Consider the following 23,895-nt stretch of genomic DNA (forward strand, 5'->3'; position numbering starts at 1 on the left):
TTAATCTCTATGAGCCTTTGCTATTTGAATAAATTTTTCAACTATCTTTTTCTTTTCAGCAACTGGAAATAGTATGATGTGAAACTTTATTTTTTCGTAGAGATGAACATCGGAACATTCCGAAATTTGCTTTTTGAAATATTCAGTTGCCCTATCCTTATGATAGTTGAGAATATCCTGTTTGTATTCCTCTGAATATTCAATAACACCTTTTGTCTGATTGCACTCATACAATAGCAAAATTGGGATATTAAGAATTGGCTTTATTTTATCAACAGATTCATCTTGAGATAAACTCTCCTTTATTTTGATTTTTAGCTCAGGAGATATTTCGTCGAAATCATTAATATCACTTAGGTTCGTAATAATGCTATTTTCTTTTTTTATTTTATCTAGCCCTATAGATTCTTTAACAGATTGCACTACCTTATCCAGTCGAGCATTTTCAATACTGTTGTAAAATTTGGATTCGCCAAACCATAATGAAAAGCTTTCATTTGGTTCTACCACGATATGGACGCTGTCTGATCCTTTTGCCTCATCATTTGTATTTTGCTTGTAATAAATCTTCGGAACTATTGGTAAAGCAGAATAATGATGTTTCATTATTCCGTAGAGAACAATTTCGGCTACTTCACTCCCTTTTCCAAAAGCTTTTTTCCCTTCAACTAATCTTAATTTTTTAGCAGATTCAATGAGTGTTGAGCCTTCTCCTTGATTAATTAGTGCTTTTCTCTCGCTGAGACTAAGAGCTGTTTCCTTAATGTTATCCCAGACAAACTTTTGAAACTTATCGTATCTCCATTCTCCATTTTCAAAATCATTCAAAATTCCAACAACCCATTTATTGTCTGTAGGGGACAGAGTATCGTCTAAATTTAGACTGTCGAATAAATCATTTACTATTATTTCAAATTTCATTAAAAATGCTATTCTTAAACATTACCAGACTAAAAGCTCAAGTCGGACAATAATCAAAAATCATTTTCACGTTCAGGTGACACTTGATTCTTGAAAACTAAAATTCAATTTTGGGGAAGGGAGGGAAGATATATTAATTTTATAAAAATCAGTTGTAGAAAAACCTTAGTTTTTCTGGGGTTTTCCTATAATCATAATTTGACTATTTTTAATATTTTCCCACAAAATAGATTCTTACTTATGAGATTTACCTCTCACTCATTTAGACATGCCAGCACAATCCTACAGGAACCCGACTTTGTAAATCTCTACAAAGAGTTAATTAGGGTAATAGATGGTATTTCTGACGAAGATATCATTGAAGAACACGACGCATTTGGAATGAACGGTGAAGACAGAATTCCCAAAAGCATCTCTAAGGCTATCAACAATTTGATTAAGCAAAGGCTGGTTGAACAAGGATGGTCTTCAGAATCAAATATTTTTCAGCACGATGATTACACTGGGGATGCTTGGAGGCTGGACTTTGCTAAGGAAGATATCTCTGTTGAAGTTGCATTCAATCATAGTACTGTTACTGCATGGAATTTAATTAAACCAGTACTCGCAAGTGAGCTTAATCATGTTCAAAAAGCTATTCAAACACGAATTGGGGTCATCATTACAGCAACTAAAGAAATGAAGGCTGTAGGAGGGTTTGATAGCGCTATAGGGTATTATGAAAAATATCTAGAACACCTCGCTCCTTTAAGAAATTTGTTAACCGTTCCTCTCTTAATAATTGGACTTCTCCCGCCAGAAACATTTACAATTGAAGAATTCCAATTGGCACCGAGAAAAAAAATCGGAAAAGTGGTTATGTTGTAAATCCGCCTTCTCAACTAAAGATTTTTTTCTAAAGTATTTGCCAACCTTTTGACCACATCTACGACTAATGCATTTCCCATAAAAAAAGCTCTTTTACTATCTGATATGCCTTCCAGTTTGGTATGATTGTCCGGAAAAGTATTTAATCTCTCCAATTCCAAAGGAGTTAGTCGTCTCAGTCCTTTTGGAGTTTGAACTACATGTTTAAACCTAGAAGGACTTTTACCTCCTTCTCCTGTTATTATTGTCCTAGAGGCCTTATCTAACGGATCTGGAAATTTCATCCCACCCTCAGAATAATAGTAAACATGTCCATTAGCTGCTCTTCTTGCAAGCTTCTTCCCTCCTTTATGATATTCCCACTTATCTAGTTCGCTTTCGTCAAGGTAAAAATCATCATTAACGTTGTCATGATCCAATACATCACCTAAACTTCGGTATAGCCCAGCATAATTAGATTTTACCTTTTTAGAATAAACCTTCCCGTTTACCATTATGCCTGCATTCTGAAAAGGGGATGTCTTCCCTTCAACATTAAACTCCTCTGTCAATCTTGTTAGGCTCCATTTTTTTAAGCTAAGTGTATATTCTTTTTGTTCTTCGTCCACTATCGGAAAAGTCTTCGAAAAAATTCCATCAAAATGCAACCATTGAAAGGGGTCATTCTTAAATAAATTATTATAAGTTTTTTGAGATTTTAGATATCCGAGTATAAATACACGTCTTCTTCTTTGGGGCATACCATAATCAGCAGCATTGATTACTCTCCACTCGCAAGCATAACCCAACTGGTCAAGGCTTTTAAGCATTATTGCAAAATCTCTTCCTCTTTGAGCGGCAGGAGATTTCAGTAATCTATCGACATTTTCTAACATCAAAATACCAGGTTTGTTCTGCTTCTCTTTTAAAATTCTGTGGATTGACCACCATAGAACTCCCTTTTTACCAATAAGTCCCTTGGAGTTATGTAATGTTGTAGCTACAGAGTAATCCTGGCATGGGAATCCAGCAACCAGCATATCATGGTCCGGTATTTCAGAAGTGGGGACCTTTTCAATGTCTTCATTGCTATGTCCCTCTTTTCCAAATCGAGCTTCATAAACAAGGGAGGCGTGTTGTGCTTTAGTTGACGGCTCCCATTGATTTGACCAAATCACCTTAAACTTTGTGCTATTTTCCAAACCAAGTCGAAATCCTCCAACTCCAGCAAATAATTCAATTACCTTAAAGTAGTTGTCCATTAGTTTAGTAATTGATCAAATATACTTGTTAGCCCTTTAGGATCCAAGCCCATCGCCAACTATATTATCAAGAGTTTATCAAAAAGTCAACAATGATGAAGTGAATTCACGACTAACTTTAATTAAAATAAAAGCGAGCGAAACTAGGTTTCGCGCTGCAAGCGTCCCAAATACTTACACAAACTAATACTACAGAGCGAGGCAAAAGTTCCATTTCAAAACAAAAATGGGTCAATTTTTCCCCTTGTTTATAGGGATTTTGAGAGGATTTGACCCAATTTCACCAAAAAACACCCAGCCATCTACGGTAGCTTCCAAAAAACCTGAATGGACCAAAGATTACTATCCGAAAACACTCTTTTTTGAGTTTTTACAGCAAAGTTTTTCAATGTTTTCATGGGTTTACAGCGTTTTTACAGCAAAAACCGTGATTTCTCTTTTATAGCTGTAAACAAGTAAAAGCCATGATTTTACTGGCCTTTTGGCCAGAAATTGGGCAACGTAGCACCGCTTTAGCGTGCTACCCTCTCGCTGTTCAAAATTGGTCTACTCCGTATCCCAAATCTTGAACACTGCCAAACCAGCTTTTTACATCCGAGAAAATAGGTTGTGCACCCTATTCCAATTTTACTTTACGCTTATCTTCCCGAATGCTATAAAATCGGAACAGAATCCATGTGCAAAGTTTTTGGGTAAGATTTGGGTTTTAAAAACAAGAAACTACTGTTCTTTTTTCAGTTTTTATCAGAGATAGACGACCATGTCAAGCATTGGCATATTTACTTCTTACCAATTCCATATCCTCCATAAGTTTTTTGTCAAGCACCTTGGCGTATATCTGTGTAGTCCTTATCGACTGGTGCCCCAGCATCTTGCTCACGGATTCAATTGGCACCCCATTAGCCAAAGTAACTGTAGTGGCAAATGTATGCCTGGAAAGATGGAAGGTTATTCGTTTATTTATTCCGCATAATGTCGAAATCTCCTTTAGGTACTGATTAGTTTTTTGGTTGCTCAATAAGGGAAGTAAGGGCATGTTTTCAGGTTTTGGAATGCATTTTTCATACTTCTCCAATATTCTTTCCGCCATTGGCAAAAGAGGGACGGTACTCTTGACCTTGGTCTTTGTCCGCAAGATCTTTATCCAACGCCTACCATCTATCCCTAGTGCTATATTGTCCCTTGTCAATTTTTTTACATCAACATAGGACAGACCTGTAAAGCAGCAAAAAATAAAGACATCCCTTGCCCGTTCCAAACGCTGCGATTTGAATTCCTTTTCCATCAACGTTTGTAGTTCAACCTCGGTAAGTACCTCCCGTTCGGTTTTCTGCCATTTGGCCTTCCAATGGAAGAAAGGGTCGGAAACAACCCAATTGTTGGCAAATGCAATCCGCACTATCTTCTTGAAATTGGTCACATACTTGGTAATCGTATTATGGCCTCCCGCACCGACCATATGAAGATAATGCTCAAACCGGGTAATGAACCCTAGATCTACATCCTTGATAAAAAAATCCCGTTGCCCATACACTTTTTGGATGAATCTCTCCAAATGGTTTCGTGTTCGCACATGCCGTCTATAGGTACTATAGGTATAATCCTTTCCCATCAAGCTTTTCACTTTGGCATTGTGGCCGTCATAAATTGACAGTACCGTTTTTAGTTCATTGCCCTTGTTCAACAGACGTCCTTTTAGCATCGATGCCGTATAGGGCTTTGTCTGTGCCACAAAGTCTCCTTGGATGCGCCGGATCCGTGTTCTGAGTTCATCCAGATAACCATTGATTTCTTCTGCCGTTTCACCCCTTCCCTTGACCTTGCTCGAATTTGGGCACCAATTTTCGGGATCCACTTTTCTTTTTAAACTGAGTTCGGCCCTTTTGGAATCTACCGTGATTCGAAGGAAAAGAGGAGACATTCCCTTCTTATCGGAGTCACTGGTTTTTGGGTAAAAAAGGATGGAAAATGTGTTTTTTGCCTCCATAACTGTGCTTTTTGGATAATTAATATCGATTGCAAATCCGAACAAAGAATTGAATGTCAATTCTTTAACATAGTTTGGGCAGCATTTTTGCGAATAAAAAAGTACTCACCGATTTACTCACCAGAACGGTTGATTTCACATGGTTTTATATGAAATCAATGAAAATGAAAAAGCCTGAAAACAGTTCATTTTCAGGCTTTTAGGTAAATTTTGAAATCTTCCTGTGGTCCCACCTGGGCTCGAACCAGGGACCCCCTGATTATGAGCCGCGCGATTACCACTTCAATAAGCTCCATGACAAATCATAATTCATTGACTATTAATTATTTAATAATATTTGCTGTCATTTGAAATAACATAATATCACAAATTTATGTGCAAATTATGTGCAAATTTTTTTTGTACATTTAAACATGCAGACAAGTCTAAAACTCAGTTTGGACAAAAGGAGAACAAGAAAGGATGGTACTTTCCCAATCATCATTCGTCTTGGTCACTTCCAGAGGACCACGTCAATTTCCACTGGGCAATCTGTGCATGAAGAGTATTGGGAAAAATCGAAGGAAAGGGTGAAACGTTCCTATAAAGGTGTTGAATCCGTTGCAAACCTCAACAATATTCTAATCATCGAAAAAGCCAGGGCGCAGGAAATTATCAATGACCTTTATCGCAGGAACGAACTTGATTTCCTTTCGGTCACCCAACTGAAGGACAAGATTGTCAAAAAGTCCTCTTATGAATCCTTTTTCAATTACGGCCATGTCCTTGTCTCTGAATTGAACGCTTCCCAACGTTATGGTACAGCAAGATCGTATAAGGGACTATTGGGAATCCTCAAGGTCTTTACCAAGGGCAAGGATTTAAGGTTCAATGAGGTCAACTATGACCTCTTGAAAAGGTTCGAACGTTTTCACCTTTCGAAGGATGGGAACACTCTTAATGGGCTGGCCTCCTATATGCGAACCTTAAGGGCCATATACAACAAAGGCATCAAGGAAGGCCTTGTGGAGAAAGATGCCTATCCCTTTGACAAGTACAGAATAAGAACCATGCCCACTGAAAAACGTGCCATTGATCTACAGCATATAAAAAAGATCATGTCCCTGAACCTAAAGAAGGATGATCCTTTGTTCCATTTCAGAAACTATTTCTTGTTCTCCTATATGCTATTGGGAATGTCCTTTATCGATATGGCATTTCTAAAAATTGGAAACATTGTGGATGGGCGGATCAAGTTCCAGCGAAAAAAGACATCCAAGGTCTATGACATAAAAATCACCGAACAACTAAAAGCAATACTAAAGTATTATACCAAAGGGAAGAACAAGGGCGATTTTATATTGCCCATCCTCAAACGGAACACCTTGGAGCTCCAGTACAAAGATGAGAAATGGGCGTTAAAACGTTTCAACAAAGGACTCAAGAAAATTGCCGGGCTATGCGGTATCGAAGAAAAACTGACCTCATATGTCTCTCGTCACAGCTTTGCAACCCATGCCATGCTCAACAAGGTACCGTTACAGGCAATCTCGGCCATGTTAGGGCACAGTAAGCTCAATACTACACAGATTTACCTGAAATCACTCCCCAACAATATATTGGACACATATCAAGAAGCACTCAACAATATTTAACAAAATCCAAATTCTATAATTTAAGTTTACCTGTTCATAATCGAGATGTTAATCTTTGTAAACCTTAAGAAAAATCTCTTTCATTGCAAGCATGGCATAAACAAGTTTTCAAGAACAATATAAGGTTAGAGCTGGGTCACTTAATACAAGGCTGAATATCTTTTGTTCTAAAGAACAATCAATCCTTTAAATGTACAGTTATTTTTTATTTGCTCTTCTTTTCAGGAGAAAAGCTAAAAAAACAACCGGCAAAAGCAAAATTACACCATAAATAAGGACGTTGAGAAAAGTAGTTGAATAAATAGTATCCCCATAATAAATAGAGATAAGCCTGTCTCCAAAGACAAACCCAAAAACTACTAATCCTACTAAAACAATAAATAAAATGATATTTTTTTTCATGGGTTTTAAGTTTCTTCATTTGTAATTCTGTACCAATCGGTAAAGAAAGCATTAAAATAGTTAAACTCCGGGTAGATTTCTACCCTAGGTATTTTCATTTTCAACAATTCCTTTGGGAATATTCGAAATTCCATTGTTTTACCTATTGCCTCTTCGAATATTGATTTTATTCCTTCTGGTATTGAATAATTGTATGTTATTTTGGAATCCTGTTTGTTTTCTTCAAGCACCACAAGGTGATAAAAAGGGATGAACAAACTAATGTATGCGGCAACTACTTTTTTTTGTTTTTCGTTCGTGTCTAATGTAACTTCAATATGATAAGAAGGGGTATGATTGGGCACACCATTTAGTACAATATCATCTTGATTAAAATGTTCTTTTAATTTGTCACAAACAGGATCCAATGCAGTTCTAAAGTCTAACCATTTGCTATGCAAGCGTTGAAAATTTTTATGCTCAAGAGTATTAACATAGGACGTGTCTGTTTCGTCCAACTCTTGGGGATAATAATGATATGCTATTTCATTCAGCAAGTTACATAGCAAGTCCATAAGGGTTAAGTTCTGTTAATTTGTGCAATCGTCATAGAAAATACTTGTGGTTTCGTATTGAGTAATTTCTCCGTCAAAACCTGCCAATGGGGGTGTAAAACTGGCCACCCCTCCTGTCATGTATGTTCCATTTCTTAGTTCATCTCTAATGTACTCCCATGCTTTGGATTGTACCTGCGATTGGGAAGCTCCTGTGGCAATAAAATACGCTTTTGTTCTTTTATGAGCAACCCCTAAAGCTTTTGCAACTCTATTGGCTCCTCTGCCGTCCAGAAGATTTCCATGTTCAGAATGAAATCTTGGAATTGTAAAATAAATTGGTTGAAGGAAAGTCGCGAAAGTGGATTTCTTAACATTATACCGATCAACATAAACTATTTTAAATGACACATTGACTACTGCTGCAACCTGATTCGAACTTACTCTGTCCTGAACAAAGTTAAAACTTCTACAACTAGGAGGCAATTTAACGTAAGTCCTTATAGGTGAAATAGAAGGTTTCGGTATTTCATTTACGCTACTACTATATCCATCAAGGGCATGATAACTATATGAATTCTGTGGAGCTGGAGCTGAACCACCATCATTAACCCAAACCCATTCATAAATGTCACCCCCTTGCTGAGTATGTGAATATTCCGTTGATTGTCCTACACCATCTGCATTTGCATCATTATACCAGTCCGTTGCATAGCTTCCAGTTCGTGTCCAAACATACTGCCCTCCACCTGTTGGTCCCTCACATCCTCCTGTTTGGTTTGGCTCCCTGCAATTTGAGGCGCCATCACAGTATGATTTCGAGGCAATCTTTGCATCACATCTAGCTGTTAGGGAAGAAGGAACAGGGCCTGGAACTTGACTTTCCAATTCAACAATCCCTCGAAAAGGCGTTCCTTTTCTATAATACCGAGTCATTGTCATATCTCCGTTCATATCATAGATATATGTCATTCCAGTAAAATTATTGGGAACAAGGTCAAAATACGAGGAATAGGCATCTCCATTATGAGAAGCCATTTTTACCAATCTGTACATGGGAGTTCCTTTGGCATTCAATGTCGAAAGCAATGAGTATGTTATATCCGTAATCTCACCTTTTTCCACATTCGTTTTTATTTGTTCTTCAATCTGAAATTCATGCCATATTGTTCCGTCAATATTATTTTCCACATGGCTATCCCACATAACTTTTAAATTGTATTCGAGGAACCCGGTTGTATCATTAAAGTTTTCTAAAGAGAAATTTTGCTTTATTATTTCTACATCCGTAAGTTCTACATTATGAATCTCATTTTCGGATATATTCTCTTGTTCAGATTCACAACTCGATATTAATAGCAATATCAGTACGAAGGAAAAATAGCTTACTTCTTTTAATAGACTTTTCATTTCTTTGGTTTTAAGTTTGACAATAATTTCATGCAACACAAAACCAAAAAAACTGGTTATCGTTCCATGTTAATGGAACAAATATGAGGAAGCAGACTCTCAAATATTGAGAGTGACTAACTTCAGTTCTAAAAAATAAATATGAGTGTCCCCAAAAGCTACTGAATTGGTGATTACTTTAAACCACGGAGACAATTAAACTCTATTTGGTAATTACAAAGTTGTTTTACCTTTTTTTTGGATAAAATAGAATTCGAAAGTAAAAGAAAAATTATAGCCTGAGAATTTTTGGTATAATCCTCAGGCTTTATATTATAATTTGAAACAATACTAGGAAGCTGTCATTCCGAAGAAATCTTTACCAAGAGTGTATGCCAAAGCGGCAATCACAACAGTCAAAAATATTCCCCATAAAATTAAAGTTAGTTTCTTTTTTTGATTCATAATTATGCTCTTATTTGATTTTACATATGATAGAAGTCTTTGCCAAGTTGATAGGCAAAAGCAGATCCTGCAACCAACAACGCAAGTCCTCCTAATAATGCGCCAAAACCACCATTGGTACTTTCAAGTTCTTTTTGGCTTAATTCTTCTACTGCCAAAGTATTCAAATTTTTCATGATTTTTAAATTAGATTAAACATTCTTTTGGAAGGGGATTTTAAAAGTGCCCCTCGTGCTTATATTTTTCAACACTATACCCTAGCGCAAAAAAGACAAGAAATATGGCTAGTCCACCACCATTACTGGACCTAGCCTCACTAGTTGTCAATTCCTTAACCTTCATGCTTTCAAGATTTTTCATTTTTGAAATTTTAATTAACAATTTGTTTTTGAATTCAAAGCCAGAAATTTCTAATGTGCACTGCTTTGTGATACAATCCAAATATGAGGATTCTTGCCCTCAAAAATTGATAGTGCAAAAGAAAAAAACTAGAAGCTAATCAGTTGCTTCATATTCCCAAAGACATATCCGCCAGAAAGACTTCGTTCAGTTGCTTCATCCAAGTCTTCCAAATAGAATCCACATTTAAAACGTGTTGCTTCAGTGTACATGTAACTTTGTCTTGTCAAGTCATAACATATTGGAGCATTCATCTCCTTCATTGTCTCTATCACCCTAAATACCGTAGCTTCCGAAACCCCTAACCTTTCGGCCAATTGCTTTGGCCTCCCTGTCGCCTTAAGTCTTATTAATTGATCTATACGTTCAAGAACCTCTATTTGTTGGGTCAATCTTCTCATAATAGTTACATTATTTGCTTCTTAATCAACCGGTTTAAGTATTGATAAAAATGATGGTACTTGTTGTTGCCATAGTTTAAAATATGCCCCCTTTCTATCATAAAGCTGATAGTGCGATCCTTCTTCCAATTTCTTACCTCTATCCAATACAACAATTTTGTCTGCGTTAACTACAGTACTTAATCTGTGTGCTATAAGAATTACTGTTTTACCTTCGGAACGTAGATTATCAATGGTCCTTTGCACATAATTTTCTGAATTACTGTCCAAGGAAGAGGTTGCCTCGTCCAACACCAAAATCTCGGGGTCTTTATAAAGGGCTCTTGTTATGGCAATACGTTGTTTTTGTCCTCCTGACAATGTAGCACCGTTTTCTCCCAAATATGTGTTGAAGTCATTGGGAAGGCTTTCTATAAATTCCAAAATACCGATATCCTTGCATATTTTGTAAATCTTGTCAAAGTCAGGTTGAAATTCACCTACAGCAATGTTCTCTATAACATTTCCAGCAAAAAGGTCTATTTTTTGAGGAACTACACCCACCAAGTTCCTTAAGCTTTGGTTCTCAATATGTTTTAGGTCAATATCCCCAATTCTAATCTTACCTTTGGTTATAGGATAGATGTTTTGCATTAATGAGATTAGGGTTGATTTTCCCGAACCACTCTCTCCTACCAAGGCCGTTATCTTTCCTTTTTCAATGGTCAAGTTTAAATTCTTAAAGACCTCAACCCTTGTTCCATATTGGAATGTTACATCGGTGAATCTAATATCATTGATTTTCTTTTTGGTAAGGGTTATCTTTTTATCCATCTCTTCCCTTTCTAGATCAAGGATTTCAAAAAGACGGTCGGCTGCTATAAGAGCATTCTGTATGTCCTTGTTTGCACTAATAAGATTGGTCAAAGGACCTGTGAAATATCCAATAATGGCATAGAACGATAACAGTTCTCCAGGTGTAATTTGCCTATCTATCACAAATCCTGCCCCTGACCATAAAAGTACGATGGTGAACAGTTGAGCAACCGTATTGGAGCTAATATTGGAAAAAATATGGTTCAGTGCCGACATATAACCAGTCTTTAGCAAACGTACAAATCGCGTCTCAGTCTTTAAATTTGCGTGATTTTCTAGTCCAAACCTTTTTATAGTATCCATAGCATTCAAAGATTCGACCAAATGGCTTTCCAAATCTGCCGAATCCTCCATGACTTTGCGTTCCACTTTTTGGTTGAGCCTATTAATAATCCAATATATCAGTATGAATACTGGGATGATAATGAACATTACCAATGCCAATTTCCAATAATAGGTGAACATCAACCCAAATGAAAAGATGACTATAAGAACATTCACAGTAAGGTTCAGGGAGACGCCATTGATAAAGTTCCTAATCTTTACTGCATCATTGATACGTGATATGATTTCTCCGACACGCATAGAATCAAAAAATTGTTGAGGGAGTTTAAGTAAATGTTTGTAATAGCCCAATATCAACCTTGCATCAATCTGTTGGCCAGTTTTTAAAAGAAATATATCTTTATAGGCACCTATTACAAGTTGCATTATTAGTAGGGTAATCATCACTACACTTAGGAGGTTCAATAGTTTGGTATTGCTAGCCACCAATACGTAATCCGTTATCTTTTGTAGGTAAATAGATGTGGAAAAACCTAATAAAGTATATACCAAAGCCCCGACAAATGCCTGCGCCAAGACCAGTTTATGTGGTTTCAATAGGTGCCAAAAACGTTTTAGTACGGAGATTTTTTCATTCCCTTTTTTGAACTCCTCATTGGGAAGTAAGAGCACTAAAACACCAGTCCATTCTTTTATAAATTCTTCATAAGAACAATTTTTTATCTTTCCCGTTCCGGGATCCATTATTTTAATATAGTTCTTTGTCACGGCATATATTACCACATAATGGTGCAACTGTTCTTTTATCACTATATGGGCAATAGCAGGCTTAGGAATCTTAAATAGGCTTTCAAAATCTCCGCGAACTCCTTTTGCTTCAAAACCCATTTTTTCAGCTGCTCTAATAAGCCCATAAACATTGGTTCCTTTTTTATCCGTGCCCGCATATTGACGTATCCTGGATAAAGGAATCTGAAAACCAAAATGAGCCGCGATAGATGCCAAACAAGCCGCCCCACAGTCGGTTATGTCATGCTGTTTAATGGTGATTTTTGCCATGTTACTTGACCTGTGTGATCTGAGTATTTTGTGATGGGTTTATCCAATCGTCAATATTGTCATACAATAGTTGATATACTGTGCGTTCGGCAAGTTCAAATCTGGCATTGAACGTCATTCCTTTGCCAATAATACCTTTTGCACCATTTTTTAATTGGAGAAAATCTTGGTTCAACCTGCAGCGAAGTTTGAAAACAGGTTGGTTGTTCATCATTTCAATATCTTTTGAAATTTCCAGGATATTTCCGGATGCAAGACCCCATTGGTTATAATTGAAAGCATCAATCTGAAAATTGACGGGTTTTGACTTGTCTATAAGACCTATATCAACTGGACTCACATAGCATTCGGCCAATAAATCCGTGTCTGGAGAGATTTCTGCAAGAGAAACCCCTGAAGTAACTGTACTGCCTTTTTCAACTCCAGATAGATTAACAATGGAACCATTCATTGGCGCGGTAATTATAAATTCTTTTTTGCTCTTGTTGTATTGAGAATTTTTATTTTGGGATATTTTCAAGTTGTTTTCTAATTCTGTCAAAGAGGATTGCCAAGTATTCTGTTGTCTTTTTTTAAATTGGCTGAAAGTGTTCAGAGCTAAATCATAATCCAATTTTATGTCCTCAAACTTTGCTTTGGCAATCACCCCTTTTAAAAAGAGTTTATGATTTCGCTCATAGTCTTTCTCTAGTTTCTTAATTCGTGCAGAATGCTCATTTGTAACCTCTAAATATTGGAAATAGGCTTTTTGATATTTTGAAGATTTGATACTATCGCTTAGTATTCTTTTTGTATTTAGAAGATACTTCAAATCTTTAATCTGTTCCGAGTATCTTTTAGATTCATACTCAGTTAATGCAATCTGCTCATTCAGAACATCGCTTTGTAAAATTAAAAGCACATCTCCCTTTTCTACATATGTGTTGCTATCAATAATGGAAAACAAGACCTTTCCCGAATGAAGGCTGGTAATTGTGATTCGTTCTTTGGATGGCTTAACAATCCCATGTGCCGTGGTATGTACTTTTACTTTAATAAAAGGCAATGAGCAAATGGCCATAAGCACTAAAATCAATATGACACCGTATATTGCTTTACTTTTTACATCATTTTTAGGGATGTAGGACTGTGTAGTGAACTCAATGATTTCTTTTGGGAAAATTTGCATGGGTTAAAATTGTAAGAAAGAACTTTTGTATGCAATTCATTGTTATTGCCATTTATAAATTGACTCCGTGATTTATAAATTGCCGATATTTATTACCTCCATTTGTATTGATTTGATACTACTAATAGATTCTAAGGTTAATCCAGATTAACCAATTCGCCTTCCTAAATAATTATTGAAAATCTGAGTGATTTTATAAAGTGCTGATAATCAAATTTTTATTTCATATTTACTTTTTCCATATTTGGTTTGACCACTAGGATCCCCAAAGAATATTCGACCCTCTTATGTGCTAACAATTTGGACATGGAAAGAAAAATGCACATTAACTGCCTGAGAACTCAGATTCAGGAAATTGAATTAAAACACGGTAATATACTTGACGCCTGTAAGCAAATCATTCCTATTTGCAAAACCAACCTATTCGGATTAAGGGAGAAAGTAATCAATCAAGGGTTTCAAAATGAGAATGATGAAATTCAATTTTTTAAGTTTACTAAACAGGTCCCACTTACAAATCTTATTTATTATATGGAAGTACTTGACTTTGAAGCAAGCTTTCCGATGGACAAGTTTAAACCCCAAAGGAAATACATCAAGACGAAGATGGAAGATATAAGCGCCTTTTATCGAATCCATTCAGATTTCGTAAGATATGCTAGATTAAAGCAAACCCATTTCGATAAACAATTCTTTACAAGAAAATATTCTGGTTTTCATTGCGGTACTGCCGAACCATATTATATTCTTGATCCAATTTTTAACACCTCACATGATTATCTTCTGGCCAAAATAAGTGCGTTTCAACGCATATCAATATATCTTCAAAATAGATTGAAAAGTTCTGACGAAGTCAATAAAATTAGCAACTTAAGTTGGACATCGAGTAAAGTGTCTTTGACAGAATTGGTTTATGCCCTATACTATTCTGGAGCTATCAACAATGGAAGAGCGGACATCAAGCAAATTGCAAATGCTTTTGAAAAAATTTTCAATTTTAGTTTAGGGGATTTTTATCGCACCTATATTGAAATATGTTCAAGAAAAAAAGATAGGTTGAAATTCCTGAATGAAATGAATTACATTATTTCTAATAAAATGAAACGAGGAGATGCCTAGTTTCTTCTCTCAAGTTCACTCATAGTGAAAAATAGCATCCTCGAATAGTCATTGAGCCAATCGATTTCGTGCTCAGCATCAAATTTTACATCAAGCAAATAAGGTTTGTTATCAATAGTATTAAAAGACTGTAGAAGAGCAATATACTTACCAGGTCCTGAGGGCGGCACTAAATAATCATTAAAACCCATAATTAACATAGTGCTTGGGTATTCCTTTTTTTCAGACAAATTCACTACAGGATCCATTTTGATTAAAGATTTATACTCTTTTTCTTCTTTAATGGTCCCAAATTCAAAAGTAATATCTGAATCATCATATTCTTCCAAATATTCAGTTCTTATCACATTCAATGTAGGAACAAATCCCGTAAATACGCCAAACAACTCTGGACGTTCATTTACGGCCATACCCCCTGTTATTCCTCCTGCACTATTAATGTTTAGACCTAGTTTTTTTGAATGAATATACTTCTTGTCGATTAAAAACTCACTACAGGCTATTAAATCTTTCCATGAGTTTTCTTTGGTTGATTTCATCCCTGCTTCATGCCATTTAGGGCCTTTTTCACCCCCTCCGCGCACGTGGGCTGAGGCATATATATTACCTTGATTTACAAAATCTGCAACTGGAGAATGAAACCACGGTGTTTCAGATATCCCATAAGCTCCATAAGCAGTTATTATTCCCATTGATTTTGAATCAAACTTATGATCTCTTCTCCTAACTATGCTCAAAGGAATTTTTGTTCCATCATGCGAAGTCACCTCTACTACTTCACTTATGATATTCTCAAATTCAGGATAATTTGGCCACATTCCGAGTTCTACAAACTCAAAGTTTCCTCCTTTGTTTAAATAATAATCTCTGGGATTGGAAGTCCATCCTGATAGTTTTACCCATAAATCATCATGGTAAGGCGAACGATAATCAAGGGATATTTCACCTGCCGAAATTGGTAAATCTATTTTTTTTGATTTACCATCCTTTTCAACGCAATAGAGGGATTCCGATATCCCATTTGTGCTAATCGTATAATATACCCTATCCTTAGTGACTTTAACACTTCCTATTTGATTTTCATTACTTCCAAAAGCGATTATTTTCGGGTTTTTAAAGTCCGGGGTTCGTAAATCAACCGAACAAAATTCAATATTGTTATTATGGATTCTTTTATAATAGTATCTGTGATTTCTTTCCATCCCCCAGGAATGCAGAATTTTATCATCTTCCGAATATAATTTTTTCCAGTTATAAACACCTCTTTCAAAATCTTCGATACTTAAATAATAACAGTCCCAAAAATCTGAAGCATTCCCATTATAAATAAACATGTAATTGCTTTTACTAGAGCGAAATCGAGGCACAGGGTAATATTCTGGATTCAACGATATACCATTTACCCCATCCTTAAATATAGCAATGGGACTTCGATTCTGATTCTCAAAACAATAGAGTGCTGTATAACTATTTCTGTCATCGGGATCATCTCCTTGGTTAGGGTAGGCAATATATGATATGCACTTATTGTCGGGGCTCCAAACAATACCACCTGCCTTGTTAGGTTTTGCATTTAAAATTGATTCGCCAACAACTTTCTTGGATTTACAATCTAAGATTAAAACGTCGTTAAAAAAATTGCCAGTCTTGCCCAAAGCAATTGCCACAAACTCTCCATTATAGGAAGGCTTATAATACTCTATTTCGTAGTCACCTCCTTTATAAGTGCTTGGATCGTACAGTTTTTCTTGTCCTTGGTCGTTTGTTTTTTTTCTGTATAGATGTTTTATGTCTTTTTTGGCACCTTGAGAAAGGAAAAAAGTGTATCCAGCTTCTACATACACAACATTGCTTGCCGGATCAGAATCTCTATTCTCAAGTGATTCGTGTCTTTCAAAAACCTTCCTATAATTAGCCCCATCAAAATACGCTTCAGTTAAAGCATCTTGTTTTTTGAACCAATTTGTAACCATTGTGTCCTTCCAATGTTCAAGATTGGAAAATTGATTTATATACTTAGTCTCGAAGTGAGTTTCAGTTTTTGCAATATTTTCAATTATGGGATATTGATACGTGCTAGATTGGTTTCGTTCGCACTTGACAAGCAAAAGAGATAATGCAATAAGGCAAAAATTTACCCTCATCAAATTTGTATTTTAATAAAAAATCCCCAACCCAGAAAGTTAGGGATTTTTGAACCTGTTCGGTGGAGATTTGTTTTATTTATTTTGTTTTTTGACTTTCCTTTTATCAATAGGACCATCATCTCCTCCTTTAATTGATGTTAAATTTTTGATTTTTTTATCCTCAAAAATCTTTCTGGTTTGTTTCATAATAATGTGTTTTAATAAATTATATCTACCAATATACTTAAAGAAATAGCCGCAAATTAAGAATTGATTCTGCAATTTATAAATTGCCCTTTTTAAGTTGTTTTAAAAACATAGCGGGAGTAACGCCTATCTTGTCTTTTATTGCTCGTGAAAACACATCTTGAGAGTTGAACCCAAAGTGCTCCGCAATTTGGATTATAGATTTGTTTTCAATGAAATTTGGATTCTCTTTTAAAAAATTGAGCGCATATGTAATTCTTATATCCTTCAAATAATTGGAAAAACTCAAGTTCTTATAAAAATTAATGATTTTAGAAAGATATGAACTATTCGTCCCCAATTCTTTAGCAAGTGAGGTTTGATTAACCCCTTGATTCAAAAAACCCTTTTTTTCCTCCCAATTGTTTAACATAGATAAAATTTTGGAAATAACTTCAGAATCAATGTCTATATCACTTGCAGCATTTTCCAATGAGTTGCTTTTTTCAGGTTCAATTCCTTTGTGCATAATGTTTCGAAGTCTTTTCTGTATTTTAACATGCCTTATATAGAACGTTAAAAGAAAAGCCACTAGGATTCCTGAAAACCAATAAAAGAAATTGATGGTTTTTCTCTTGTAATTTATCTCATCAATAAAAGTTTTTTTTGATGCTTCTTCCACGGGGAGGTCAAAATCAATTAAAGTTACCTTACGGATATTACGTTGAGTCTCCTTTGAGAGACTATCGTAGTAAATAAGTCTTTTAATGTACTTTTTTTCCTTCTCGCTTTCATTATTGGAAATTGCTGTTTTTAGTAGGAATTGAAAAACTTTGCTCACGTTATCCAATTGAGGAAATTCGCTAACTTGAAGAATTGAATCCAATTGCTCAAAATAACGTTGCTTTTTGTCAACATTGTCCAACTTTCCTTCAATCATTCCTAAATAGAAGAGAATGTCTGCTTTTGAATAACCCTCATAATCATTTAAATGAACTAGTAATGAATCTCTTGATTTAATAAAATTCCCGTCATAATAATCAGCCTGAGCTTTTAGTATTTGTAATTTTTTATACGTTTCATCATCTTTCATTTTCTCAGAAAGTTTCATCCCCCTATCAGCGAATACTCTTGCAGAGTCTATCTTTTTGTTTTCAAGATATCCCCTTGCAATATTGTCAAGTGTAATTAAATAGGTCAAATCAAAATAATCTATACTCTCCTTGTTTTGTAATAGATATTTTAAAGCTATTTCATGCAGTAATATCGACTCTTCCTCTTGACCGTACTCACCTTTTAAGGCAGCTATCATATTCAAGCAATCAACTACATATTCGTAATTGCCATTTTTTTGAGCCAGATGAAATGCTTTGATGAATTCCTTGAGAGATTCTTCTGGGTAATCAGCTTCATAAAGTAATGCTCCCTTGGTATAATGTGCTTTCGAGCTAAAAAGTTTGTCTTTAACACTTGGAATCAATCCAATTGCCGAATCAACATAGGAAATTGCTCCGTCGAAATTCTCTCCCCAAACCCTTTTCCTGTAGGCTTCAGCAAGCTGGTTGGTGTCCTTTAAGTATTTGGCTTTCAATATATGTGTATCAAAAACCTTCTTAGAATAAGTTGTTCCATATTCCAAGTCATTTTCTAATTTAAGGATAGAGTCAAATGAAAGCTGAAATATTTGGTCGTTGGCAAGTTCTTGCGAACAAACCATCAAAGAATATAATAGAAATAAAAAAAACAATGCGCGCTGCATAGACATTTCATTTTTTACATTTTAATCTAATAATTTACATCTGCCCAAAGTCCCCTAAATTGATAAAAAACCCTCTCCAACAATGAGGTTTTCTGCAAAACAATTTTTGCGGTTCCCATCATTTCCTGCTTAAACTCGATTTCTTTATTATAGGTTGTGGTTAAGTTTGGAATCTCTACATATACAGAATAATAAACTTCATCCCCTTTTTTGGGTGTTTCTGATATGTTTAGGACCCTACCTTTGATAAGCCCCCATTCATGATAAGGGTAATTATCAAGTTTTATGACAACTTCCTGATCTTTTCGGATTTTTGCAGAATTCCTAATCGGGACTTTACACTTTCCAATGAGCTCCTTCTTTTCATCAGGAACTATAGTAAGTACATGCTCCCCTTTGGGCACATGTTGATGATTGTTCCAAACATCAAAAACTGTAATAGTTCCTGAAACTGGACTTCTAAGGGCATAGTCATTTTCCCATATATCAATTTTGCCTTTTAGTTCTTGTTTTGCCAATTGGAGTTCCGAAAAATACGAAGATGAATTGATAATGTTCCTGTTCAATGATTTTAAGCTCTGGTCGCTCAAATTGAGTGTGTCAACATGTAATGCTTCAATCTCTTCCTTGATTCTATTAACATCATTTTGTGCGGACAACATTTCCTGCTCATTAGCATCCAATTGCTGTTGGGAGATTACACCTTTTTTCAAAAGCCCTTGCTGCCTATCATTACTTTGTTTTGCAAGAGCATAGTTCCTCCTGGCAGCATTTAACTGAACCTGTTTTATTTTTATTTGTCTTTTTAACCTCCCTATCCTCAAACTTAGGTTTTCATTCTCATGTTCCTCCTGATCTAGATTTAAGTAAAGCAAATAATTGTGAAATGCCTTTAGATATTTCTGATAAGACATATGGATATTTACTTCCAATTCTAAGTCACTTGGGAATTTTTGATAGAGCTCGTCTAATGTGCGAACCATATTTGTGTCGGTATCTTTCAACTGTTCCTTAAGGTGAAATACATCCTCCCATTTTGAAGGGTTTTCCACAACCGATAGAATCTCATCTTTCTTCACATCTTGACCAGACCTAAAGTTGACATAAACCAGTTTTCCACCTTTTTTGCTGTATAAAGCAACAGGAGGGTTTTCACAAGTAACCAATATTTCGGCATTGATTACCTCATTATATTTCAAAAAGAACGCAAAGACAACAAGCATTGAGAAAAAAAGAAAAAGAATAACGTTTCCCTTCCTCATCATCCAGTTGGGAGGGCGGTTCAAAAAATTCTCTGAAAAAATAGCCTTATCGTCCATCATCTATTGAGTCCATTTGATTCATTACCAATCGCCAATAAACACTTTTGCTTTTCAAAAGCTTTTTGTGTGTTCCCTGTTCCACAACATTTCCATGCTCCAATACAATGATATTATCTGCGTTGCGAATTGTCGAAAGCCGATGTGCCACAATAACTACTGTCCTGTTTTTATAGAAGGATTCCAAATTCTTGAGAATTCCTTTTTCGTTGATGGAGTCCAAAGAACTGGTAGCCTCATCCAAAAAGAAGTATTTAGGGTCTTTATAAATGGCCCTGGCCATTAATATTCTTTGTTTTTCTCCTCCACTTAATTTTATCCCATTTTCTCCAACTTTAGTTTTAGAACCATGAGGTAAATCGTCCACAAAACCCCTTAACATAGCAAAATCTATGGCTCGCTGATAGCGTTCTACATTCAATGGCGTTTTTGATCGAGACTCGGTAATGTTCCTTTCGATCGTGTCATCGAATAGTTGCCCTTCTTGGAGCACTACACCACAAATTTCTCTCCAATCCTTGGGTGTTATTGTTGACAATGAGATTTTCCCAACTTCAACTTTTCCCCTTGTTGGGCTGTGGAACTGCAATAAAAGCTTTAGTAAGGTAGATTTGCCTGAGCCACTATGTCCAACGATAGCGGTTACTTTTCCCCTGGGAATTTCCATGTTAATATTGGATAATGCTTCCTTGGTTCCAGGAGGACCATATCTAAAAGAAACATCTCTAAGTGTAATGGTTCGGTGTGGAGCCTTCGCAATCCCCTCCAAATTATGCCCTTCAGGTTCTTCATTCCATACTTCAAAAAGACGTTTCACCGCCAACTCTGCTTTTTGATAGTCCAACAAGAAATCAATCATTTTGCTTAAAGGAACGTTTAGCTGACCAATGATGAATTGTATGGCCAACATGACACCAAGGCTAAAGACGCCTTCCACAACTGCATATGCGGAAAGAAAGATAATCGCAATATTTTTTAATTCATTGATAATCTGACCCCCATTGGTTTGCAACTGATGGACTCTTAGGTTTTCTGAGGTGATATTGAAAAGGTCAAGTTGGGTCTCGTACCACTCCTTTTTGCGCCTGTCTTCAGATCCATTCACCTTGATATCCTCTATGTTATAAATTATCTGAAGAATCTTGGATTGGCTCTTTGCACTTGTTCCAAAATAAGTTGTGTCCAACAAAGCCTTTTTCTTCATGAATGCCAATGACCAAATCAAATAGATTCCAGAACCCAAGAGGAACACCAAAAATATCTTTAGGTTGTAATAGGCCAATACAAACCCAAAAAGGACGATGTTGAAAATATCGAACAAAAATGTCAATGAACCATTAGTGAAGAATTCCTCAACCCTTTCATTATCATTGATTCGCCTTACCAAGTCCCCAATTCCCCTTCCAGTAAAAAAGGATATTGGAAGTTGTATCAGTCTAGTAAGATAATCATTCATCATACGGATATTGATTCTCATGGAGATATGCAATAGAATCCAATCCCTAAGGATTTCTACCGCTCCTTTGGATAGCACGAAGAAAACTTGTCCAATAAGAATCACCTGTATAAAACCTAAATCTTGATTCTCTATTCCATAATCAACTATACTTTGAGTAAAGAATGGTAGAGCCAATTGGATGATGGATGATAATAATAGCCCTAATGATAATTGCCATAACAATTTCTTGTAATCAAAAAGATACTTTAGAGTTTTTATAAGATGGTTCCTATCATCTCTGCTGTGTAGCTTCCCTTTTGTAAAGGTGTCGGTTGGTTCCAAGAGCATTGCAACTCCTTGGTTCTCTTCTGAAAGCCATCCTTTTTTGAACTCGCCAGCACTTAAAGTATATTTTCCCTTTGCTGGATCTGAAATGTATACCTTAGTTTTTGTTACACGGTATACAACCACAAAATGATTTCCTTCCCAATGTACAATGCATGGTAATGGAGCTTTGTTGAGTAAATCTTCCCAGGTAATTAATACTGAGAAGGTTTCTAAACCTATTCTTTCCCCTGCCTCCTTAATTCCCGCCAAAGAAACACCTTCTCTATCAATATAAGAGGATTTTCTAAGGTCTTCAAGTGAAACTTCCTTTCCATAATGCTTGGAAATAATCTTTAAACATGTTGGACCACAGTCCATTTTGTCCAATTGCTTAAAGTTTGGAAAACTAGTGCGAAACATGCTAGAAATATAAGCTCTAAATATAGTAGATAAGAAAATTACAACCCCAATAATATCAGTTATCCCACAAAAAATCCGATTAAAGTAGCCCAAATGTTAAATTATCGCCCAACTTGGGGAAATCCTTGTGAATACAATTAAATCAAATAGAACACTTTTGCTTCTGATTATAAACACGTTAAGATGCCAGCAAATATTTTAACCCAGGAAGATCTAGAGGGATTCAAGGAGTCTCTTTTGGAAGAGATCAAAGAGATTCTATTAAAAAATGACCGTATCACTTTGGATCGTTGGATAAAATCCAATACGGTCATGAACAAGTTGGGAATAAGTCCGGGAACCCTTCAAAATTTCAGGATAAACAAAACCGTCCCCTATTCCAAATTGGGAGGAATTATCTACTATGATGAAGAGGAAATACACAAAATCCTTATGGATAACAAGAATTTATTTCTTAAGGACAGGCTGTGAAATTGGCTTTCTTCAACATACAGAACATATTCCACCGTCACATTGGTTTGGTGAACCTGTATAACAATGAAAACAAGGTTCGATGGACCCAAGAGTTCGAAAACTTAATGTTACGGCAACATAGCTCCCAAAGTGACTATGACAGGATGCGGATACTTTCTCATTTTTTGGGATTTGATAAAGACGAGCAAACGCCCTATTATACAATCAAGAATACAATGGGCCAGCTACGGATCAAAAGGGGAGTTGATATGGAAATGCCCAAGGCCTCCCATTTGACCCATTGGGAAGGGTGGGCAAAAATTGATTCCATACCAATCGATGATGTGGCGATTCATAACAAGGCCAAGGTCATACTCGAAGTGGACCCCGATGTTTTGATATTGGCAGAAGTTGAGGACAGGGATTCACTCCTAAAGTTCGGCCAGAGCTTCCTGTCCTCTGAGCAAACTTCTCCATACAAGGAAATTGTTTTCCTGCCAACCAATGACACATACGGACGTGGTATTGGGGTATTGGCCAAAAAGGGGTTCAATCTTGAATCCCTTCAGACCCATGTAAATACTCCTGATTGCAATGGCAACCCCATATTTGATGTTGACCTGCAAAAATATAGGGTTAAAACCTGCTCTGGGATGTACCTGGACATCCACTGCACACACTTCACCAACAACAATAATGATCTGGAACTTTTTGCGGCCCGTCAAAAATTACAGTCCAAACATATTGCAACCCTTTTTAACAAAAAACAACTAAATACCACCAACCCTTCAGTACTAGTTGGAACCTTAAACGCTCCATCTTATAGCAATGCCATTGCCCCTATAATCCAGGACACCGAGTTACGGGATATTACAAAGCACCTCAGTTTTTCGGTCGACTTGGACAAAGGAAAAGATGCCGATTATTTCAGGCTGGGTGCCTACAAAATGGGAGTAAACATCAAACAACGGGATTATCTGATGTTGTCCAAAGGTCTCTTTAATGCTACTTTAAACTGTGGCCTAGTCAGAAAAGGGATGGGGCATAAAAACAGGCCCAAGTGGGGTATTTTCAACACAATTAAAAATGAAAAGCACACTGCTAGCCAACATCCCATGTTATGGTGTGATTTAGATATTTAA

The 23,895-nt window shown here is 36.1% G+C and carries 21 protein-coding genes; 6 read left to right on the forward strand and 15 right to left on the reverse strand.

What is annotated here, in order from left to right; genetic code table 11:
- Entirely contained in the window at nucleotides 1–921 is a 921-nt protein-coding gene (locus IAG46_RS10460) for a DUF1837 domain-containing protein (protein WP_190810301.1), read from the reverse strand.
- A 90-nt stretch (nucleotides 922–1,011) separates the two neighbouring features.
- Here IAG46_RS10460 and IAG46_RS10465 point away from each other — a divergent pair, with 90 nt between their 5' ends.
- Nucleotides 1,012–1,788 carry a BglII/BstYI family type II restriction endonuclease gene (locus IAG46_RS10465; RefSeq protein WP_223826650.1) on the forward strand — a complete coding sequence of 259 codons (777 nt, stop codon included), beginning with the start codon at nucleotides 1,012–1,014 and terminating at the stop codon, nucleotides 1,786–1,788.
- 14 nt (nucleotides 1,789–1,802) lie between these two features.
- Here IAG46_RS10465 and dcm read toward each other — a convergent pair whose 3' ends face one another.
- On the reverse strand, nucleotides 1,803–3,029 hold the full coding sequence (dcm, locus tag IAG46_RS10470) for a DNA (cytosine-5-)-methyltransferase (protein ID WP_190810303.1): 1,227 nt from the start codon (nucleotides 3,027–3,029) through the stop codon (nucleotides 1,803–1,805).
- 226 nt (nucleotides 3,030–3,255) lie between these two features.
- On the opposite strand from dcm, the gene IAG46_RS17660 reads away from it, so the two are divergent.
- A complete protein-coding gene (locus IAG46_RS17660; RefSeq protein ID WP_223826651.1) occupies nucleotides 3,256–3,474 on the forward strand; it encodes a hypothetical protein in 219 nt (72 codons plus the stop codon).
- Nucleotides 3,475–3,792: 318 nt separating this feature from the next.
- Here IAG46_RS17660 and IAG46_RS10475 read toward each other — a convergent pair whose 3' ends face one another.
- Nucleotides 3,793–5,016, reverse strand: a complete 1,224-nt coding sequence (locus IAG46_RS10475) for a site-specific integrase (protein WP_190810304.1) — start codon at nucleotides 5,014–5,016, stop codon at nucleotides 3,793–3,795.
- Nucleotides 5,017–5,429: 413 nt separating this feature from the next.
- On the opposite strand from IAG46_RS10475, the gene IAG46_RS10480 reads away from it, so the two are divergent.
- On the forward strand, nucleotides 5,430–6,650 hold the full coding sequence (locus tag IAG46_RS10480) for a site-specific integrase (protein ID WP_190810305.1): 1,221 nt from the start codon (nucleotides 5,430–5,432) through the stop codon (nucleotides 6,648–6,650).
- 198 nt (nucleotides 6,651–6,848) lie between these two features.
- Here the strand turns inward: IAG46_RS10480 and IAG46_RS10485 are convergent, their stop codons facing one another.
- From IAG46_RS10485 to IAG46_RS10520, 8 genes are all read right to left on the reverse strand, one after another.
- Nucleotides 6,849–7,052, reverse strand: a complete 204-nt coding sequence (locus IAG46_RS10485; protein WP_190810306.1) for a hypothetical protein — start codon at nucleotides 7,050–7,052, stop codon at nucleotides 6,849–6,851.
- Between the two features lie 5 nt (nucleotides 7,053–7,057).
- Entirely contained in the window at nucleotides 7,058–7,606 is a 549-nt protein-coding gene (locus IAG46_RS10490; RefSeq protein WP_190810307.1) for a hypothetical protein, read from the reverse strand.
- A 15-nt stretch (nucleotides 7,607–7,621) separates the two neighbouring features.
- The gene (locus IAG46_RS10495) at nucleotides 7,622–8,995 is read right to left on the reverse strand and encodes a hypothetical protein (protein ID WP_190810308.1); all 1,374 of its coding nucleotides are present in this window, start codon (nucleotides 8,993–8,995) and stop codon (nucleotides 7,622–7,624) included.
- Between the two features lie 464 nt (nucleotides 8,996–9,459).
- Nucleotides 9,460–9,615, reverse strand: coding sequence for a class IIb bacteriocin, lactobin A/cerein 7B family (locus tag IAG46_RS10500; protein WP_190810309.1), 156 nt, complete (start codon nucleotides 9,613–9,615; stop codon nucleotides 9,460–9,462).
- A 40-nt stretch (nucleotides 9,616–9,655) separates the two neighbouring features.
- Complete coding sequence (locus IAG46_RS10505) at nucleotides 9,656–9,799, reverse strand: hypothetical protein (RefSeq protein ID WP_190810310.1); 144 nt, start codon at nucleotides 9,797–9,799, stop codon at nucleotides 9,656–9,658.
- A gap of 128 nt (nucleotides 9,800–9,927) precedes the next feature.
- Nucleotides 9,928–10,239, reverse strand: a complete 312-nt coding sequence (locus tag IAG46_RS10510; protein ID WP_190810311.1) for an HTH domain-containing protein — start codon at nucleotides 10,237–10,239, stop codon at nucleotides 9,928–9,930.
- A 21-nt stretch (nucleotides 10,240–10,260) separates the two neighbouring features.
- Nucleotides 10,261–12,438, reverse strand: coding sequence for a peptidase domain-containing ABC transporter (locus IAG46_RS10515; protein ID WP_190810312.1), 2,178 nt, complete (start codon nucleotides 12,436–12,438; stop codon nucleotides 10,261–10,263).
- 1 nt (nucleotide 12,439) lies between these two features.
- On the reverse strand, nucleotides 12,440–13,606 hold the full coding sequence (locus tag IAG46_RS10520; RefSeq protein WP_190810313.1) for an HlyD family secretion protein: 1,167 nt from the start codon (nucleotides 13,604–13,606) through the stop codon (nucleotides 12,440–12,442).
- 318 nt (nucleotides 13,607–13,924) lie between these two features.
- On the opposite strand from IAG46_RS10520, the gene IAG46_RS10525 reads away from it, so the two are divergent.
- Nucleotides 13,925–14,725 (forward strand): RteC domain-containing protein, encoded by an 801-nt coding sequence (locus IAG46_RS10525; protein WP_223826696.1) that lies wholly within the window; start codon nucleotides 13,925–13,927, stop codon nucleotides 14,723–14,725.
- Here IAG46_RS10525 and IAG46_RS10530 read toward each other — a convergent pair.
- The 4 genes from IAG46_RS10530 to IAG46_RS10545 all read right to left on the reverse strand — a co-directional run bounded on the left by IAG46_RS10530 (nucleotide 14,722) and on the right by IAG46_RS10545 (nucleotide 22,300).
- Nucleotides 14,722–16,869, reverse strand: a complete 2,148-nt coding sequence (locus IAG46_RS10530; protein WP_190810315.1) for a prolyl oligopeptidase family serine peptidase — start codon at nucleotides 16,867–16,869, stop codon at nucleotides 14,722–14,724. The genes IAG46_RS10525 and IAG46_RS10530 overlap by 4 nt on opposite strands.
- Before the next feature lie 265 nt (nucleotides 16,870–17,134).
- Entirely contained in the window at nucleotides 17,135–18,796 is a 1,662-nt protein-coding gene (locus IAG46_RS10535; RefSeq protein ID WP_190810316.1) for an AraC family transcriptional regulator, read from the reverse strand.
- A gap of 26 nt (nucleotides 18,797–18,822) precedes the next feature.
- The gene (locus IAG46_RS10540; protein ID WP_190810317.1) at nucleotides 18,823–20,118 is read right to left on the reverse strand and encodes an HlyD family secretion protein; all 1,296 of its coding nucleotides are present in this window, start codon (nucleotides 20,116–20,118) and stop codon (nucleotides 18,823–18,825) included.
- Entirely contained in the window at nucleotides 20,105–22,300 is a 2,196-nt protein-coding gene (locus IAG46_RS10545; protein WP_190810318.1) for a peptidase domain-containing ABC transporter, read from the reverse strand. Before IAG46_RS10545 ends, IAG46_RS10540 begins: the two co-directional genes overlap by 14 nt.
- 183 nt (nucleotides 22,301–22,483) lie before the next feature.
- Here IAG46_RS10545 and IAG46_RS10550 point away from each other — a divergent pair, with 183 nt between their 5' ends.
- Nucleotides 22,484–22,771, forward strand: a complete 288-nt coding sequence (locus tag IAG46_RS10550) for a helix-turn-helix domain-containing protein (RefSeq protein WP_190810319.1) — start codon at nucleotides 22,484–22,486, stop codon at nucleotides 22,769–22,771.
- Nucleotides 22,768–23,895: a hypothetical protein gene (locus IAG46_RS10555; protein WP_190810320.1), complete on the forward strand. Its 1,128-nt coding sequence runs from the start codon at nucleotides 22,768–22,770 to the stop codon at nucleotides 23,893–23,895. Before IAG46_RS10550 ends, IAG46_RS10555 begins: the two co-directional genes overlap by 4 nt.

It is taken from the genome of Flagellimonas sp. S3867 (assembly GCF_014698935.1).
Taxonomy (GTDB): Bacteria; Bacteroidota; Bacteroidia; order Flavobacteriales; family Flavobacteriaceae; genus Flagellimonas.

What these genes read in the sequence shown, in the direction of transcription:
- IAG46_RS10490 (WP_190810307.1), bottom strand. Translation starts at nt 7,606, where the DNA reads ATGGACTTGCTATGTAACTTGCTGAATGAAATAGCATATCATTATTAT.
- IAG46_RS10515 (WP_190810312.1), bottom strand. Translation starts at nt 12,438, where the DNA reads ATGGCAAAAATCACCATTAAACAGCATGACATAACCGACTGTGGGGCG.
- IAG46_RS10545 (WP_190810318.1), bottom strand. Translation starts at nt 22,300, where the DNA reads ATGTTTCGCACTAGTTTTCCAAACTTTAAGCAATTGGACAAAATGGAC.
- IAG46_RS10505 (WP_190810310.1), bottom strand. Translation starts at nt 9,799, where the DNA reads ATGAAAAATCTTGAAAGCATGAAGGTTAAGGAATTGACAACTAGTGAG.
- IAG46_RS10480 (WP_190810305.1), top strand. Translation starts at nt 5,430, where the DNA reads ATGCAGACAAGTCTAAAACTCAGTTTGGACAAAAGGAGAACAAGAAAG.
- IAG46_RS10495 (WP_190810308.1), bottom strand. Translation starts at nt 8,995, where the DNA reads ATGAAAAGTCTATTAAAAGAAGTAAGCTATTTTTCCTTCGTACTGATA.
- IAG46_RS10530 (WP_190810315.1), bottom strand. Translation starts at nt 16,869, where the DNA reads ATGAGGGTAAATTTTTGCCTTATTGCATTATCTCTTTTGCTTGTCAAG.
- IAG46_RS10460 (WP_190810301.1), bottom strand. Translation starts at nt 921, where the DNA reads ATGAAATTTGAAATAATAGTAAATGATTTATTCGACAGTCTAAATTTA.
- IAG46_RS17660 (WP_223826651.1), top strand. Translation starts at nt 3,256, where the DNA reads ATGGGTCAATTTTTCCCCTTGTTTATAGGGATTTTGAGAGGATTTGAC.
- IAG46_RS10525 (WP_223826696.1), top strand. Translation starts at nt 13,925, where the DNA reads ATGCACATTAACTGCCTGAGAACTCAGATTCAGGAAATTGAATTAAAA.
- IAG46_RS10500 (WP_190810309.1), bottom strand. Translation starts at nt 9,615, where the DNA reads ATGAAAAATTTGAATACTTTGGCAGTAGAAGAATTAAGCCAAAAAGAA.
- IAG46_RS10520 (WP_190810313.1), bottom strand. Translation starts at nt 13,606, where the DNA reads ATGCAAATTTTCCCAAAAGAAATCATTGAGTTCACTACACAGTCCTAC.
- IAG46_RS10535 (WP_190810316.1), bottom strand. Translation starts at nt 18,796, where the DNA reads ATGCAGCGCGCATTGTTTTTTTTATTTCTATTATATTCTTTGATGGTT.
- IAG46_RS10540 (WP_190810317.1), bottom strand. Translation starts at nt 20,118, where the DNA reads ATGATGGACGATAAGGCTATTTTTTCAGAGAATTTTTTGAACCGCCCT.
- IAG46_RS10550 (WP_190810319.1), top strand. Translation starts at nt 22,484, where the DNA reads ATGCCAGCAAATATTTTAACCCAGGAAGATCTAGAGGGATTCAAGGAG.
- IAG46_RS10475 (WP_190810304.1), bottom strand. Translation starts at nt 5,016, where the DNA reads ATGGAGGCAAAAAACACATTTTCCATCCTTTTTTACCCAAAAACCAGT.
- IAG46_RS10510 (WP_190810311.1), bottom strand. Translation starts at nt 10,239, where the DNA reads ATGAGAAGATTGACCCAACAAATAGAGGTTCTTGAACGTATAGATCAA.
- dcm (WP_190810303.1), bottom strand. Translation starts at nt 3,029, where the DNA reads ATGGACAACTACTTTAAGGTAATTGAATTATTTGCTGGAGTTGGAGGA.
- IAG46_RS10485 (WP_190810306.1), bottom strand. Translation starts at nt 7,052, where the DNA reads ATGAAAAAAAATATCATTTTATTTATTGTTTTAGTAGGATTAGTAGTT.